The following is a 15,861-nucleotide window of genomic DNA, read 5'->3' as shown; positions in this document are numbered from 1 at the left end:
TTTTCTCACTAGTTGATGAAGGTATTGCGGACGCGAAGAGACCTTCGCATGTAGATGATGCCGATGCCGTAGAGCCCGCCGGCGCGCCATAGAGCAGTCAGCACGTAATCCAGCAACGATGTCCTGCCTCGGAAAAGCCCCCCAAAGAACGCTACGGCTAGGGCCAAGTCCATGACGACCAAGGCGATGTTGAGGACGGCCCAACGCCAGTACATGGACGGAAATGAGCGCTTCTTTCTAAACATCAGAACCAAAAGCCCAATCGGCCCCAAGATCGAGCTGGCGACGTAAAAAAAGACATACGGGAAGAAGCTAGTCCTCAATAGATCCAATTGCAGCTCTGGCAACCGAACCTTTCCGAAGCTCAGCAGCAAGCCGAAATGCCCCAGCCCAAGCAGCGGTGCCGCGAGCAACCCTACCATCGGCAGAATCAGCCAGCCCCCCAAACCTTTGGGTTCGTCTTCGGTGATGGGAGGCTGGATGGTCATCCGGATTCTGGCCGTGCTCCCTAGATCTTCTCGCGCAGGTGATAGGACTTCGGCCGGGTCAAATTGTCGTAGCCGATCTGCGACAGGGCAGCGCCCTTGCCGGTATCCTTGACGCCGGTCCAGACCAGCGCAGGATCGAGATAGTCGCAGCGATTCATGAACACGGTGCCGGTCTCGACGCGGTCGCCGATCGAGATGGCGTGCTCGGTGTCGGCGGTCCAGATCGAGGCGGTGAGGCCATAGGGGCTGTCGTTCATCAGCGCGATCGCCTCCTCGTCGTTGCGCACCTTCATGATGCCGACGATGGGGCCGAAGCTCTCGTCGCGCATCACCGACATCTGGTGGTCGACATTGGTCAGCACCTCGGCCGGTAGGTAGGGCGAGCCTTCCTTGTCCTGCACATCCCTGGTGTTCATGTGGGCGACGGCACCCTTGCGCAGGGCTTCCGCCTTCTGCTCGCGGATGAAGTCGGCAAATCGCGCCTGGGCCATCGGGCCCATGGTTGTCGCTTGCTCCAGCGGATTGCCGAGCGCATAGTTTTTGGTTTCGGCGATGAAGCCCTCGACGAACTGGTCGTAGACCTTTTCGTGGACGTAGACGCGTTCGATGCCGCAGCAGCACTGGCCCGAATTGAAGAACGCGCCCTCGACGAGATTGACGATGGCGTGATCGAGCTTGGCGTCCGACAGCACATAGGCCGGGTCCTTGCCGCCGAGCTCGAGGCCGAGCGTCATGAAGGTGCCCGCAGCAGCCTTCTCGATGGCGCGACCGCCGGCAACCGAGCCGGTGAAGTTGACGTGGTCGATCTTGCCCGAGCCAAGCAGCTTCTCGGTCTGGGCGTGATTCAGCACCAGGTTCTGGAACACATACTTCGGCAGGCCGGCGGCCTCGAAGGCCTTGGCGAAGCGCTCGCCGACGAGCAGCGTCTGCGCGGCATGCTTGAGGATGACGGTCGAGCCGGCGATCAGCGCCGGAACGATGGTGTTGACCGCGGTGAGATAAGGATAGTTCCAGGGCGCAATGACCATGACCACGCCGAGCGGGTCCTTCTTCACATAGCGGCGGAAACCGTCCTTGGGATTGGACGCAGGCACCGGCGCGAGCGCGCGCTCGGCGATCTCGACCATGTATTGAGTGCGTTCCTTGACGCCGCCGAACTCGCCGCCATAGCGGGTCGGCCGGCCCATCTGCCATGCCAGTTCGGGCACGATCTCGTCGCTCATGCCGACAAGGGCCTCGAGCATCTTGAGCATATAGGCGGCGCGCTCGGCGACCGGCACGCGGGCCCAGTCGGCCTGCGCCGTGCGGGCGCGTTCGACAGCCGCATTGACCGCCTGATCGGTGGCGACAGGGCGCTCGACATAGATCGAGCCATCGACGGGGGATTTGAGTTTGACCGTTTCGGTCATTTTGTTGTCCTTCCTTTAAACTTGGGCGCGCCGCGCTGCCTTCACCCTTACCCTCTCCCCGCAGACGGAGCGAGGGGGCGTCGGCATCGCGGCAGTCCTTCCCTCTCCCCGTCACTGCGGGGAGAAGACGCCGGCAGGCGGATATGGGGCAGGCAGCCCCTCCCCTGCGGCCTAGTAGCGTTCGAAGCCGCGGTGCAATTCCCAGTCGGTGATGCGGCGGTCATATTCGAACTGTTCCCAGCGCGCCGTGTGCACATAGTGATCGACGACATCCTCGCCGAAGGCCGCCCTGAGCATGACGGAGTTCTCGAGCGTGTCGGCAGCGTCGCGCAGCGTCTTGGGGATCTCGGGCAGGCTGGCCGCCTGATAGGCGTCGCCGACAAACGGCTTTTCCAGGTCGAGCTTCTCGTCGATGCCGGCAAGGCCCGCCGCGATCAGCGCCGCGAAGGCGAGATAGGGGTTGAGATCGGCGCCGCCGATGCGGCACTCCATGCGGATGCCCTTGGTGCCCTCGCCGCACAGGCGGAAGCCGGCGGTACGATTGTCCTCGCTCCACATGATCTTGGTCGGCGCAAACGTGCCCGACTGAAAACGCTTGTAGGAATTGATGTAGGGCGCCAGGAACCAGGTGAATTCCTTGGCGTATTTGAGTTGGCCGGCCGACCATTGCTGGCCGAGCTTCGACAGGGTCCACTCGGCGCCCTTTTCATAGAACAGCGGCGTCTTGCCGTCGGCGCTCCACAGCGAGTTGTGGATGTGGCTGGAGTTGCCGGCGAGGCCGTAATTGTATTTGGCCATGAAGCTGATCGACTTGCCTTCGCTGGCCGCGATCTCCTTGGCGCCGTTCTTCAGGATGACATGGCGGTCCGCCATTTCAAGCACTTCGGCGTAGCGGACGTTGATCTCTTCCTGGCCCGGGCCCCATTCACCCTTGGAATTCTCGATCGGAACGCCCGCGGCTTCCATCTCGTTGCGCAGGCGGCGCATCACGCCTTCTTCCTTGGTAGTGATGCCGATCAGGTAGTCGCCGATATAGGGCGACGCGGTGTCGAGGTTCTGCCAGTGCTTTCCGCGCGCCGAATCATAGGTCTCGCTGAACAGGTAGAATTCGAGTTCCGAGGCGAAATAGGCGAGATAGCCGCGTTCCTGCAGCCGCTTGACCTGCTTCTTCAGGATCGCGCGCGGCGAATGCGGAAGGTCGGCATGGGTGTGATGGTCGAGCACGTCGACCAGGCAAAGTGCGGTCTTTTCGAGCCAGGGAATGTGGCGCAGCGTACCGAGGTCGGGCTTCATGACGAAGTCGCCATAACCCTTCGACCAGCTGGCCGCCTTGTAGCCGGGCACGGGCTCCATATCGATGTCGTTGGCCAACAGGTAGTTGCAGCCATGCGTCTCGTCATATGCGGATTCGACGAAATATTTGGCCAGGAATCGCTTGCCGACCAGTCGACCCTGCATGTCGACGGCGCAAGCGAGGACCGTATCGATCTCGCCGTCTGCAACCGCCTTTTTCAACTGATCGAATGAGAGATTTCCAGCCATTTCTTTCCGCTCCGGGGCGATGCCACTTCTGTTTGAGGATCGATGAAGATTGATTTTGAGAGGTTTGGGAAAAGCAGTGGCCGGCACGAGGCCGGCCACGGCCATTTTCGATCAGAGGTCAGTGACTGCTTTCGCCGACGGCACGCTCGGCCGCAGCGATATCGGCCGCCCGCTTGGCCACCTCGTCGCCGATGGGCGGGCCCTGGAAGCGACGGGCTTCGAAGCCGAACCAGATGATGGCGGTCAGCACCAGGAAGCCGACGGTGATGTAGAGCGCCCAGTCGTTCGGCGGCTGGATGCCGATCACGAAGATCAGCACCATGGCGATGATCGACAGGATGGCAAACAGCTTGAAGACGCCGGCGCCGAGATCGAACGGCCCCATCTTGTCCCACTTCGACGTACCCCAGGCGAACAGGCCGAGGGCGATCGGGATGGTGAAGGAGAAGAACAGGAAGATGACCGTGCAGGCCACGACGATGGTGTAGACAGGCGTGTCGCCGATGGAGACCAGCGACGAACCCCAGACGAACAGCACGGCAAGGATCGAGCCGGTCCAGATCGCCGCGACAGGCGTGCGGTAGGTCGGGCTGACTTTGGCCAGCGCCTTAGAGCCCGGCAGGCCGCCGTCACGCGAGAAGGCGAAGATCATGCGCGAGGTCGACGTCACCGTCGCCAGGCCGCACAGCCACTGCGCAATCAGGATCGCAAGAAAGAGCAGGTCCTTGACCACCGGGTTGACCCTTTCGGTCATGGCCCAGAAGAACACGTTCCAGCCCTGCTTGGCAGCTTCGTCCATGCTCGGCAGCATCAGCACGAAGGCGCACAGCATGATGTAGCCGAACAGGGCCGACCACAGCACCGAACCGATCATTGCGCGGGGCACCGAATGCGCCGCCTTCAGCGTTTCTTCGGAAGTATGCGCCGAGGCGTCGTAGCCGGTGATGGTGTAGATCGGCAGCAAAAGGCCGAGCAGGAACACCCACATCGACGAGTTCGCCGGCCAGACATTGCCACCCGCCTCGCCCGAATAGTTGGCGAAGGTGAAGAGACGGCTGAACTCATAGGTATCCGCCGCAGCCAGGCAGACGATGGCCAAGGCGATGGCAGTTGCGAAGATCAGATAGCCGGAGAAGTCGGTGAGCTTGGCGGTGAGGCCGATACCCATGTGGTTCACCAGCGCCTGCGCCCCGGTGATCACGGCCAGGAAGATGATGCGGGTGGTGGTGGTGTCTTCGAGACCGAAATAGCTGGAGCCGAAGGCACCCATGAAGAAGTAGTAGGTGCCGACATTGATGGCGCCGAGCACGGTGACGAGGCCGAGCAGGTTGAACCAGGCGGTCAGCCAGCCGGTGAAGCGGTTGCCGAGGATCGAACCCCAGTGATAGAGGCCGCCGGCCGTCGGATAGGCCGAGCTGATCTGCGCCATTGCGACGGCGAAGACCAGCGACACGAAGCAACCGAGCGGCCAGCCGATGCCGATGGCAGCGCCGCCGGCGCCCGAAGTCGCCTGGGCGAGCGAATTGATGCCGCCCGACAGAATACAGATGATGGAGAACGAAACCGCGAAGTTGGAGAACTGGCTCATTCTCCTTTCGAGTTCCTGGGCGTAGCCCATGCTGTGGAGGACTTTGACGTCCTCGCTCTTGTCATGTTCGGAATAACCAGGTGATGCCATGTGAGTGTCCCCTTATTGTTATGCCATCGATTGAGACGCGCGGCCGGCGCTCGGCCGGAATGGGGCTGCTTCACCCGCCTCCGGTTCGAGCTCGGCAAAGATGCCCGTGAGCAGATCCGCCCATTTCCGCTGCCCGGTCTGCGCCGAGATTTCGTCATTGCGGATTTCGATCATCGCACACGGCAGCCCGCGCGACCTGCCGTGATGTTCCAGGGTGAAGTAGACGCGGTCTTCAGGCGAATAGGGCTCGTTGACGCCCACCGTCACGCCCTCGAGGGCATGGAGCGCACCCACAAGCGGCGATGCCAGCCTGCCGTCCTCGTCATGGATGATGCCGATGTGCCAGGGTCGCGAGACCCCCTTGTAGACCGGCGTAAAGGAATGGACCGAGACCAGCCGTGTCTCGCGCCCGTCGCGCAGGCGCTCGGCCACGACCTCGTCGATGGCGTTATGGAACGGCCGCCACGACAGCGCGATGCGCGCCTCGCGCTCGGCAGCCGTCAGCCCTGCATTACCGGGAATGGCTGTCGTCTCGCTGATCTCGGGGATCAGGTCATGTGCGGCCAGAGGGCGATTGCAGTCGATGGCGAGCCGCGACACGCGCGATTCGATCAGCGTCGCGTCGAGCCCTTCGGCGAGACGCTCGGCGACAGGCAACGCGCCCGGATCCCAGGCGATGTGCCGGACCATGTCGGAGGCGGCGAGGCCGAGCGTGCCGAAGTCGGCCGGCAGGTGGTTCGACGCGTGATCGCAAAGGATGACGTAAGGGCTGCGACCAGCCCTGTTGGTCACGCGGACAGCATTGGAGATGGCATGCACAGCAGCCTGGCCCGTTCCCATTCATTCATCCCCGGGGCCGTATCGTATGTTACGTATTTTTGTTCATTGCGCCCCTGTGGATGATTTCATACACATAATCAGAGTTTGTCAAATGCCATTTGAAGGCATGCACCGGACTAAGCGCTGGGCCACAGAAGGGCCGGAAAAGAGCGCGGCGGTGCAGTACCGAAGCGGGGGGATGAATGGTGGTTTCAAGCGTTGCAGAACTGATCACCGAGAAGATTGATTCCATGCCGGCCGGCGAGCGCCGCGCCGCGCAGACGCTGATCGCCAGCTACCCCGTGGTCGGCCTCAAGACGGTGGCGGAGTTCTCGCAGCAGGCGGGCGTGTCCTCGCCGACCATCCTGCGCTTCGTTGCCCGTCTCGGCTTCCAGAACTATGCCGAGTTCCAGTCCGCCCTGCAGGACGAGCTGGCAGCACAGCTGCAGTCGCCGGCATCACGCACGACCACGCCACTTTCTCCCCTGCCCGCATCCAGCGCGCCGATGCTGGAGGCCGTGCTCGAAAACATCCGCGAGACCTTCCGCCACATCTCCGAGCGGCAAATGGCCGATGTCGTCGCCCAGCTCGCCAACCAGCGCTCGCACATCTATTTGATCGGCGGCCGCTTCACCGATCCGCTGGCGCGCTACATGGCCGCCCATCTCAATCTGATCCGGCCGAACGTGACCCATCTTGTCGGCCAGGAAAGCCTGTGGCGCGACCGGCTGATCGACATGAACAAGCGCGACACGCTGCTGATCTTCGACATCAGGCGCTACCAGGATAGCCTGATCCGTTTCGCAGAGAAGGCACATCAGCGCGGCACCACCATAGTGCTGTTCACCGACCAGTGGCTGTCACCGATCGCGCGCTTCGCCCGCCATGTCATCGCCGGCCGCACCGCGGTGCCCTCGGCATGGGACTCTTCGTCGGCGCTGTTCGTCACCGTCGAGACGCTGATCGGCACGTTGACCCGCAAGCTCGAAGCCGAGGGCGCACGCCGCATCCGGGAGATCGAGGATCTGCGCTGAACGGCCGATCCTGCAAAGATTACGCAGATTTAATGTGCGGCAGCGGGCGAATTGCCATAAGCCTCCATCATCGAATTAGGCTATAATGCGATGCCCTGCGCAGCCCTGACGGGTTCGCGCAAGATGTCGCGAGATGATGTGGGACACGCCGCTTGTCGCGGCGTTCGTCCGGACTGGTTCCGGACAGTGCGATTTTAGCAAGACTGGAGTGCGAATGGCCGCCTGGAAGCAATTTGTCTCGGCAATTGTCATTCTGCTCGCCGCCGCGGCAGGCTGGGTGATGTTCGTGCCGAGCTCGCGCGATGTGCTGGCGCGCTGGGGCATCGACTGGGCCCAGGCCTCCACGGGCAAGTCCGAACAGACGCAGTCCGGCAACGGTGCCGGCGGCAACCGCCAGGGCGGGCGTAATGGGGCTGCCCAGACGCCTGTCGTCACCCGGCCCGTTTCATCGGGCACCATCAACGACCAGCTGTCGGCCATCGGCACCGGACGCGCCCTCAACTCGGTCGTCATCAACCCCTATGCGTCGGGCCGCCTGACCGAGATCGCGGTCAAGGCCGGCGACAAGATCGAGGCTGGCGCCGTCATCGCCAAGCTCGACTCCGATTCCGAAGAGATCGCGCTCGAACGCGCCCGCATCAACCAGGGCGACGCCGAGGCGGCACTGGAGCGCATCAAGGCACTCAGGGCCACCAACACGGCAACGACGGTGCAGCAGCGCGAGGCCGAACTGGCGTTGGATACTGCAAAGCTTGCCGTGCGCGACGCCTCGCTGGCGCTCGACCGCCGCGCCATCACGGCTCCCATTTCCGGCATCGTCGGAATCCTGCCGGTCGAGGCCGGCAACTACGTCACCAGCCAGACGACCATCGCCACCATCGACGACCGTTCGCGCATCATCGTCGACTTCTGGGTGCCGGAGCGTTTTACCGGACTGATCGCAGCCGACCAGCCGGTCTCCGCCAACTCCGTGGCACGGCCGGGCCAGTTTTTCGAGGGCGTGGTCAGCGCCGTCGACAACAGGCTGGAGGAGCAGAGCCGCACCCTGCACATCCAGGCCAGGATCGACAATGACGGCGACGCACTGCGCGCCGGCATGTCGTTCCAGGTGTCGATGCGGTTCCCCGGCGACACCTTCCCATCCGTCGACCCGCTGGCGATCCAGTGGGGCGGCGATGGCGCCTTCGTCTGGGCGCTCAACGACGGCAAGGCCAAGCGCGTGCCCGTCCGCATCATCCAGCGCAACACCGACACCGTGCTGGTCGACGCCGCATTGAACAGTGGCGACCAGGTCGTCACCGAAGGCATCCATGCCGTGCGTGAAGGCGCCGCGCTGCTCGTTGCCGGCAGCGAAGGCGCCCAGCGCAGCGGCTCCTGAACGAGGGGCCGCAAATGTCCGTGAACCACACCGATAATGCCGAGAAGGGCATCACCGCACTCTTCGTGCGCCGGCCCGTACTTGCCTTCGTCATCAACACACTGATCGTGGTTGCCGGCCTCGCCGCCTTCTTCGGCGTCGAGGTGCGCGAACTGCCTGACGTCGACCGTCCTGTCATCACCGTCTCGACCACCTACTCCGACGCTGCCGCCGAAATCGTCGACCGCGAGGTGACGGCAGTGGTCGAGGGTGCGGTGGCGCGCGTCACCGGCGTGAAGTCGATCTCATCCGCCTCGTCCTACGGCAGCAGCCGGGTGACTGTGGAGTTCAACGACGGCGTCGACCTCAATGTCGCCGCCTCCGACATGCGCGATGCGGTCGGCCGCGTCACCAACTCCCTGCCCGACGACGCGGACGCCCCGCGCATCGTCAAGGCCGACGCCAATGCCGATGCGGTGATGCGTCTTGCCGTCACCTCCGACACCATGCCGGTCGAGGACATGACCATCCTGGTCGAGGACCAGATCGTCGACGTGCTCGCTTCGGTCGACGGCGTCGCCGACGTCCAGACCTATGGCGACCGCGCCAAGATCTTCCGCGTCGACATCGACCAGGCAAAGGTCGCGAGCCTTGGCCTGACGCTGGCCGACCTCTCCAACGCACTGGCGAGCGTCTCCTTCGACGCGCCGGCCGGCTCGCTCACCGTCGGCAGCCAGGACATCATCGTCCGGGCGAGCGCCGCTGTGCAGACGCCTGAGGCCTTCGAGGCGATCATCATCAACGGCAAGACCAAGCTCGGCGACGTCGCCAAGGTGACGCTGGGCGGCGATCCAGGCTCGACCTCGCTGCGCTCCGACGGCAAGACCGGCATCGGCATCGGCATCGTCCGCCAGGCCCAGTCGAGCACGCTCGACATCTCCAAGGGCGTGCGCGCGGCGGCCGAAAAGATCCAGCAGACGCTGCCCGAGGGCATGAGCATCCGCGTCACCTCCGACGACGCCACCTTCGTGCAGGGTGCCATCCACGAGGTCGAGATCGCGCTGGTCCTGTCGGTGACCATCGTGCTGCTCGTCATCTACGCGTTCCTGCAGGACTGGCGCGCCACGCTGATTCCCGGCTTCGCCATGCCGGTGGCGATGATCGGCACCATTGCCGGCATCTATCTCGCCGGCTTCTCGGTCAACATCCTCACGCTTCTGGCGATGGTGCTTGCAACGGGCCTTGTCGTCGACGACGCCATCGTTGTGCTTGAAAACATCGTGCGCCGGCGCAACGAGGGCATGGGGCCGCGTGCGGCGGCCGTGCTCGGCACGCAGGAGGTGTTCTTCGCCGTCGTTGCGACGACCGCGACGCTCGCTGCCGTGTTCATCCCGATCTCCTTCCTGCCCGGCCAGACCGGCGGCCTGTTCCGCGAGTTCGGCTTCGTGCTGGCGATTTCCGTGCTCTTGTCCTCCGTCGTGGCACTGTCGCTGTGCCCGATGCTCGCTTCGCGCATGCTGACCGAAAAGAGCATCGAGCACGGCCATTCCGGCATTCTCGGCAAGCTTGGCGGCAAACTGGCCGCCATCTACAAAAGCTGCCTGCTCGCCTGCCTCAACGCGCCCATCATCGTCATCCTGGTGTCGGTGCTGTTTGCCGGTGCCGCCTACATCGCCTTTGGCAATGTGCGCCAGGAACTGACACCGACCGAAGACCGTTCGATGGTGATGCTGCGCATTTCGGCGCCACAGGGCGTCAGCCTCGACTACACGACTTCGCAAATGCGCCGCATCGAAACGCTGATCGAACCGCTGCGCAAATCCGGCGAGATCGAAAGCACCTTCGTCAGCGGCGGCATGGGCAACAGCAAGAACAGCGGCTTCATGGTGCTGTCGCTAGCGCCCTGGGACCAGCGCACCCGCACCCAGCAGCAGATCGCCGCCGACATCACCGCCCGCACCGCCCAGGTGCCCGGCGTGCGCACGTCGCTTGCCCAGGCCAACAGCCTTGGCATCCGGGGCGCCGGCAACGGCCTGCAATTCGCCCTGGTCGGCAACAGCTATGCCGAACTCGGCGACGCCGCCGCCAAGGTGCTGGCCGAAATGGAGAAGGACCCGCGCTTCCGCCAGCCACGCCTGTCTACCGAGGCGACGCAGCCGCAACTCTTTGTCACCGTCGACCGCGAACGCGCCTCCGACCTCGGCATCGACATCAAGGGCCTGTCCCCTGCCCTTCAGGCAATGCTCGACGGCCGCAAGATATCAAGCGTCTTCATCGAGGACCGCTCCTACGACGTGAAGCTTGTATCGACCACCAACCCGATCAACGATTCGACCGACCTCGAGAACATCTTCGTCAAGGCGGCCGACGGCCGCTTCGTGCCGGTGTCGACCATCGCCACCCTGTCCGAGCGCGCCGTGCCGCCGTCGCTGTCGCGCGAGCAGCAACAGCGCTCGGTCGCCATCACCTCGGGGCTGTCTGACGACTTCGCCCTCGGCGACGCGCTGAAGCGCGTGCAGGAAATCGCAGGCCCCGTGCTGCCCGCCGGCAGCAGGCTCTTGCCGCTTGCCGAAGCCGCAACGCTGAATGAGACCAGCGGCAGCATGCTGACCATCTTCGGCTTCGCCATCGTCATCATCCTTCTGGTGCTCGCCGCCCAGTTCGAGAGCTTCGTCTCGGCCGTCATCATCATGGCGACAGTGCCGCTGGGCCTCGCCTGCGCCGTCTTCGCGCTGATCCTGACGGGCACCTCGCTGAACGCCTACAGCCAGATCGGCCTGGTGCTGCTTGTCGGCGTCATGGCCAAGAACGGCATCCTTGTCGTCGAATTCGCCAACCAACTGCGCGACCGCGGCATGGGCGTGCGCCAGGCGATCGAGGAAGCCGCGACCATCCGCCTGCGGCCTGTGATGATGACCATGATCTGTACGGTGCTCGGCGGCGTGCCGCTGGTGCTGGCGCAAGGCGCCGGCGCCGAGGCCCGCATCGCGCTGGGCTGGGTGATCGTCGGCGGCCTCGGCCTCGCCACGCTCTCCACCTTGTTCCTGACCCCGGTGGCCTATCTGCTGCTCGGCCGCTTCATCACCCCCAAAGTGGCGGAAGAGGCCAGGCTCAAGCGCGAGCTGGAGGAAGCCGCCTATACCGGCGTGGAACCTGCCGAGTAGTTTTAAGTTCTAGGATTTCGGGGCCGGATGGCCAGTCTGCGACGGAATTGCCGCCGCAGACGATGACATCTGCGATCTGATTCTGTATCAGTCCTCGAACTTGGTATGGGGCATGACTTTTTCTTATGCAGGACGGGACGACATGAGCCTGAAATCGATCACTGTCGACGAACTTCAGGCCAGCGTCGGTAAGGAGATCGGCGTGTCGCCGTGGCGGACGGTCACCCAGACCATGATCGACCAGTTTGCGGACGCCACCGACGACCACCAGTTCATCCATTGCGACCCGGAACGCGCCGCCGCCGAGACGCCCTTCGGCGGCACCATCGCCCATGGCTTCCTGACGCTGTCGCTGCTGTCGCCCATGACCTTCGACACGCTGCCGCCGGTCGAAGGCGGCAGCATGGGCATCAACCAGGGCTTCGAGGAGCTGAAGTTCGTCGCCCCCGTGAAGACCGGTTCGCGCATCCGCACCCGCTTCGTGCTGGCCAGCCTCAAGGTCCGTCCCTCCGGCTGGATCCAGGCGACCCATGACGTGACGATCGAGATCGAGGATCAGAAGAAGCCGGCGCTGACCGCTCGCTGGCTGACCATGACCTTCGTCGAGCCCAAGCGCGAAACAGCCTGACCTGACTATTGATCATAGCCCCGATGGGCTACGACCCTCGCCTTGCCGCATCTTGGGGCTGCGTATAGAGTCGCTCGCTCAGATCGAGGAAAGTTGTAGGGCGTATCCTTGTCCAGCAGTGCAGCACAGCGACGCGAAATCCAGAAAGCCGAACTGAGGGCCGAGCTGGTTGCGGCGGCGCACGCGCTGGTGCGGGAGGAAGGCTATGACGGCCTGACCATCCGCAAGCTCGCCACCCGCGTCGGCTACGCACCGATGTCCGTGTACTCCTACTTTGCCGACAAGCACGAAATTCTGATGGCGCTGGCCGAAAACGCCTTTGCCGAGCTGGCGCAGCGGATGCGCCAGAACCAGCCCGAAGACCCCATCGAGGCGCTGAAGGCAGCGCTCAGCGGATATGCGGAGTTCGCCCTCGGCAATCCGAACGAATACCGCACCGTGTTCATGACCGAGAAGCTGCGGCACCCGCCCGAAGAGACCTTCGACCAGATGGAACGGGAGAACCCCGCCTTCCAGGTCATCATCGAGCATGTCGAGGCCTGCGTTGCAGCCGGCAAGCTGAAGGGCGACGCTCGCGCCATCACCACCGCACTTTGGACGATCGCCCATGGTGCAGTGTCTCTGCTGATCACTTTCCCCTTCTACCCCTTCGGAGATCCGAAGGCTTACGTGATGCGGATGGGCGACCTCGCTTTGGCCGGACTGGCCACAACCGAGACGCCGCCGCTCACGGACGAACCCAGCAAGTGCTCTGGGTAGCAGTGCAGTCAGTGCAGTCAGAATAATTTCGTACATGTACGGCTAGACCCCTTGCAATGCGCAAGGTGCGGCCGTATCTGTAAGTTGTTCCGTACATGTACGGCAAAAATTTACGGAGATGACAATGCGACGGACTATTCTGGCGCTCGCGGCGCTTGCCGCGACGAGCGGCTTTGCCATGGCCAAGGACACCCACATCGCCAAGCCGCACGCACATGCTGTTTGCAGTCAAACCATGACCAAGCAGAAGCTCGATTGCGGCACCACAGGTTCGATCACCCGCGATCGTCATGACGGGCCGGTCACGACCGGCGCCACCGGCCGCACCGAACCGCGCCTCGGCATCGACATCAATCCATGGATTGTGCCGAGCTTCAACTGATCCTCCCGAGACGTTGACGCAAAAGCCGCCCCACAAGGGCGGCTTTTGTGCTTTCGGACGTATTGTTCGACCGGTCGACGTCACAAGCTGCTCTTCCGGCCCCCGTTCTTTGCAGCTCCGGTTGCCACCGGCGCGCCGGAAATGGTCGTCGAGGTCACCGACACGGGGTCGCTGGCGGGGAAGCTGTCCTCAAGGCCCTCGTCGAGTTCTTCCTGCAGGACATGCTGGTCCTTAGGCCGTTGGTCGCTGCGGCGCGCGCGTCTTTCGCGTTTCGGCCGCATCCGGCCGGGCCCCTGCATTGGCATTGATGGCATGGCTCTGTCCTCTCTTCAGCGTCGAGGACAAACGCCTGCCTTGCCCCGAGGTTCCGGGCAAGGCACCTCTTCCGGCGGCCTGAAGGCCGGCGTCAGCTGTCGCGAGCAGCTTCCGACAGGAAGCCCCAGACATAGTCGGAGAACGAGCGCCAGCACTCGACACGGAAGGTGTCTTCGCCAGTCCGCAGGATCACGATCTCGACCTTGCCGAGGATGGTGCGCGAGGCAGCGCCCACCGGGAAGGCAGTGAGCGACAGGTCCTGCGGGCAGCCTGAGCTGATCGTGGCAGCCGCGTGCGCGCCGGTTACCGCAATCGCCACGTTGCGGTGCGAGACGTCGACCGCCGAATGCAGGCCCTTGACCGAAGCGCAGTCGGCGACTGGATCGCCGCCGGCCTCGTCGATGACCAGCCATTCGTCCGGGCCGAGCCAAAGCGCAGTGCGGCCGGCCTTGGCCGCGGACGACTTCGGCTTCTGCGGCAGGGTCAGGCCGAGCGCCTTGGACAGAGCGGCAACGGCGTCCGGCCGGGCGCGCAACGATAGCCGGCTTGCCGGCTCCAGCACCTTGAGGGCGACGCCCTGTCCACCGACACTCTTGCCTGAATGAGCCGGGTTCCTGACGGCTGTTGCAACCTTAGCCATTGAGGCGCTCTCCCTTCTCGTCGAAGAACACGGTGCCGGTGACTTCCACCTCGATCACCTTGTCGGGCATGGGCACATACAGCGTCTCGCCGATGCGGTCGCGGCCACCGGCGACCAGCGCCATGGCAATCGAGCGGCCACAGTTTTCCGACCAGTAGCTGGAGGTGACGTGGCCGATCATCTTCATCGGTATCGCCTGCTTGGGGTTCTCGACGATCTGCGCGCCCTCTTCGAGCACGTCACGCGGATCGCGGGTCTTGAGACCGACGAGCTGGCGGCGACCCTTGGCGACCAGATCCGGCCGCGTCAGGCCGCGGATGCCGACGAAGTCGGTCTTCTTCTTGCCCACGGCCCAGTCGAGGCCGGCGTCATTGGGCGTGACCGTGCCGTCGGTGTCCTGGCCGACGATGATGTAGCCCTTCTCGGCGCGCAGCACATGCATCGCCTCGGTGCCGTAGGCGCAAGCCTCGTGCTTCTGGCCTTCGGCCCAAAGCGCCTCCCAGACGGCGCGACCGTAATCGGCCGGCACGTTGACTTCGAAGCCGCGCTCGCCGGTGAACGACATGCGGAACAGCCGGGTCGGCACGCCACAAATTTTGCCCTCGCGCACCGACATGTGCGGCATGGCCTCGTCGGACATGTCGATGCCCTCGACCAGCGGCTCGATGATCTTTCGCGAATTCGGTCCTTGGACGGCGATGACTGCCCATTGTTCGGAGACAGAGGTCAGCCAGACATTGAGTTCGGGGAACTCGGTCTGGAGGTAGTCCTCCATGTGGTTCATGACACGGGCCGCACCGCCCGTCGTGGTGGTGACATGGAAGCGATCCTGTGCCAGGCGCCCGACGACACCATCGTCATAGATGAAACCGTCCTCGCGCAGCATGATGCCATAACGACAGCGGCCGACCTCGAGCTTCTCCCACGGATTGGTGTAGAGCAGCTCCATGAACTTGGCCGCGTCAGGACCGACCACCTCGATCTTGCCGAGCGTCGAGGCGTCAAACAGGCCGGCGGTCTTGCGCACGGTGGCGCATTCGCGGTTGACGGCGGCGTGCATATCCTCGCCCGCGTGCGGGAAGTACCAGCTGCGCTTCCACTGGCCGACATCCTCAAACACGGCGCCATGACCTTCCGCCCAGGCGTGGGTCGGGGTCTTGCGGGTCGGATCGAAAAGCGCGTGGCGCGAATGGTTGACGATGGCACCGAAAGTCACCGGCGTATAAGGCGCGCGGAAGGTGGTGAGCCCGACCTCGGGGATCTCCTTGTTCAGCGCCTCGGCGGCAATGGCGAGACCGTGCATGTTGGAGGTCTTGCCCTGGTCGGTGGCCATGCCGTTGGTGGTGAAGCGCTTGACGTGCTCGATCGAGCGCATGCCCTCGCGCACCGCCTGTCGGATGTCCTTGGCCGTGACATCGTTCTGGAAGTCGATGAACGCCTTGACCGTGGTTTCGGCACCGGCACCAGGGCCTGAACCCAGCATGCCGCCGCTCCAGCCTTCGGCACCCTCGACCTTGATCGAGACACCCTTGCCTGCCTTGGCGCCCACCTCGCGCGCGGGGTTGGCGCCGGCGTCCACCGCCCGCGCCATAGTGTCTAACACGCCCGCTGAGCCCTAGGAGGGGGCGACAGAAAAACACTCCAGG

Annotated in this window: 13 protein-coding genes and 1 pseudogene; 6 read left to right on the top strand and 8 right to left on the bottom strand. The window is 63.9% G+C overall.

Annotated features, from left to right (window positions below; genetic code table 11):
- Positions 1–8: 8 nt before the first annotated feature.
- The 5 genes from NDO48_RS11955 to NDO48_RS11935 form a co-directional block, all read right to left on the bottom strand.
- The gene (locus NDO48_RS11955; protein WP_267321514.1) at positions 9–488 is read right to left on the bottom strand and encodes a DUF2569 family protein; all 480 of its coding nucleotides are present in this window, start codon (positions 486–488) and stop codon (positions 9–11) included.
- Between the two features lie 20 nt (positions 489–508).
- Complete coding sequence (locus NDO48_RS11950) at positions 509–1,897, bottom strand: aldehyde dehydrogenase family protein (protein ID WP_267321513.1); 1,389 nt, start codon at positions 1,895–1,897, stop codon at positions 509–511.
- Between the two features lie 171 nt (positions 1,898–2,068).
- A complete protein-coding gene (locus NDO48_RS11945) occupies positions 2,069–3,439 on the bottom strand; it encodes a glutamine synthetase family protein (protein WP_267321512.1) in 1,371 nt (456 codons plus the stop codon).
- Positions 3,440–3,557: 118 nt separating this feature from the next.
- A complete protein-coding gene (locus tag NDO48_RS11940; protein WP_020565945.1) occupies positions 3,558–5,117 on the bottom strand; it encodes an amino acid permease in 1,560 nt (519 codons plus the stop codon).
- 18 nt (positions 5,118–5,135) lie between these two features.
- Positions 5,136–5,957 (bottom strand): N-formylglutamate amidohydrolase, encoded by an 822-nt coding sequence (locus tag NDO48_RS11935; protein ID WP_018429393.1) that lies wholly within the window; start codon positions 5,955–5,957, stop codon positions 5,136–5,138.
- A gap of 182 nt (positions 5,958–6,139) precedes the next feature.
- Between NDO48_RS11935 and NDO48_RS11930 the strand changes: the two genes are divergently transcribed.
- From NDO48_RS11930 to NDO48_RS11905, 6 genes are all read left to right on the top strand, one after another.
- Complete coding sequence (locus NDO48_RS11930; protein ID WP_018429394.1) at positions 6,140–6,970, top strand: SIS domain-containing protein; 831 nt, start codon at positions 6,140–6,142, stop codon at positions 6,968–6,970.
- A gap of 214 nt (positions 6,971–7,184) precedes the next feature.
- A complete protein-coding gene (locus NDO48_RS11925) occupies positions 7,185–8,348 on the top strand; it encodes an efflux RND transporter periplasmic adaptor subunit (RefSeq protein ID WP_267321511.1) in 1,164 nt (387 codons plus the stop codon).
- Positions 8,349–8,362: 14 nt separating this feature from the next.
- On the top strand, positions 8,363–11,491 hold the full coding sequence (locus NDO48_RS11920) for an efflux RND transporter permease subunit (protein ID WP_018429396.1): 3,129 nt from the start codon (positions 8,363–8,365) through the stop codon (positions 11,489–11,491).
- Between the two features lie 142 nt (positions 11,492–11,633).
- A complete protein-coding gene (locus tag NDO48_RS11915; RefSeq protein ID WP_018429397.1) occupies positions 11,634–12,119 on the top strand; it encodes a MaoC family dehydratase in 486 nt (161 codons plus the stop codon).
- Positions 12,120–12,227: 108 nt separating this feature from the next.
- On the top strand, positions 12,228–12,878 hold the full coding sequence (locus NDO48_RS11910; protein ID WP_018429398.1) for a TetR/AcrR family transcriptional regulator: 651 nt from the start codon (positions 12,228–12,230) through the stop codon (positions 12,876–12,878).
- 124 nt (positions 12,879–13,002) lie between these two features.
- Positions 13,003–13,260: a hypothetical protein gene (locus tag NDO48_RS11905; RefSeq protein WP_018429399.1), complete on the top strand. Its 258-nt coding sequence runs from the start codon at positions 13,003–13,005 to the stop codon at positions 13,258–13,260.
- Between the two features lie 80 nt (positions 13,261–13,340).
- Here the strand turns inward: NDO48_RS11905 and NDO48_RS11900 are convergent, their stop codons facing one another.
- The 3 genes and pseudogenes from NDO48_RS11900 to NDO48_RS11890 form a co-directional block, all read right to left on the bottom strand.
- Positions 13,341–13,565, bottom strand: a complete 225-nt coding sequence (locus NDO48_RS11900; protein WP_018429400.1) for a hypothetical protein — start codon at positions 13,563–13,565, stop codon at positions 13,341–13,343.
- Between the two features lie 101 nt (positions 13,566–13,666).
- Positions 13,667–14,215, bottom strand: a complete 549-nt coding sequence (locus NDO48_RS11895) for a sarcosine oxidase subunit gamma (protein ID WP_026227492.1) — start codon at positions 14,213–14,215, stop codon at positions 13,667–13,669.
- Positions 14,208–15,797, bottom strand: a pseudogene (locus tag NDO48_RS11890) (glycine cleavage T C-terminal barrel domain-containing protein); the annotation flags it as partial. The pseudogene NDO48_RS11890 and the gene NDO48_RS11895, both read right to left, overlap by 8 nt.
- Positions 15,798–15,861: the final 64 nt, after the last annotated feature.

This window comes from Aminobacter sp. MET-1, from assembly GCF_026521175.1.
Taxonomy (GTDB): domain Bacteria; phylum Pseudomonadota; class Alphaproteobacteria; order Rhizobiales; family Rhizobiaceae; genus Aminobacter.
Note: the sequence above shows the minus strand (reverse complement) of the source record. Positions and strands in the feature narration are given on the sequence as shown.

Bases quoted from the DNA above. Each gene is read 5' to 3' on its own strand.
- NDO48_RS11955 (WP_267321514.1), bottom strand. From the start codon at position 488: ATGACCATCCAGCCTCCCATCACCGAAGACGAACCCAAAGGTTTGGGG.
- NDO48_RS11950 (WP_267321513.1), bottom strand. From the start codon at position 1,897: ATGACCGAAACGGTCAAACTCAAATCCCCCGTCGATGGCTCGATCTAT.
- NDO48_RS11945 (WP_267321512.1), bottom strand. From the start codon at position 3,439: ATGGCTGGAAATCTCTCATTCGATCAGTTGAAAAAGGCGGTTGCAGAC.
- NDO48_RS11940 (WP_020565945.1), bottom strand. From the start codon at position 5,117: ATGGCATCACCTGGTTATTCCGAACATGACAAGAGCGAGGACGTCAAA.
- NDO48_RS11935 (WP_018429393.1), bottom strand. From the start codon at position 5,957: ATGGGAACGGGCCAGGCTGCTGTGCATGCCATCTCCAATGCTGTCCGC.
- NDO48_RS11930 (WP_018429394.1), top strand. From the start codon at position 6,140: ATGGTGGTTTCAAGCGTTGCAGAACTGATCACCGAGAAGATTGATTCC.
- NDO48_RS11925 (WP_267321511.1), top strand. From the start codon at position 7,185: ATGGCCGCCTGGAAGCAATTTGTCTCGGCAATTGTCATTCTGCTCGCC.
- NDO48_RS11920 (WP_018429396.1), top strand. From the start codon at position 8,363: ATGTCCGTGAACCACACCGATAATGCCGAGAAGGGCATCACCGCACTC.
- NDO48_RS11915 (WP_018429397.1), top strand. From the start codon at position 11,634: ATGAGCCTGAAATCGATCACTGTCGACGAACTTCAGGCCAGCGTCGGT.
- NDO48_RS11905 (WP_018429399.1), top strand. From the start codon at position 13,003: ATGCGACGGACTATTCTGGCGCTCGCGGCGCTTGCCGCGACGAGCGGC.
- NDO48_RS11900 (WP_018429400.1), bottom strand. From the start codon at position 13,565: ATGCCAATGCAGGGGCCCGGCCGGATGCGGCCGAAACGCGAAAGACGC.
- NDO48_RS11895 (WP_026227492.1), bottom strand. From the start codon at position 14,215: ATGGCTAAGGTTGCAACAGCCGTCAGGAACCCGGCTCATTCAGGCAAG.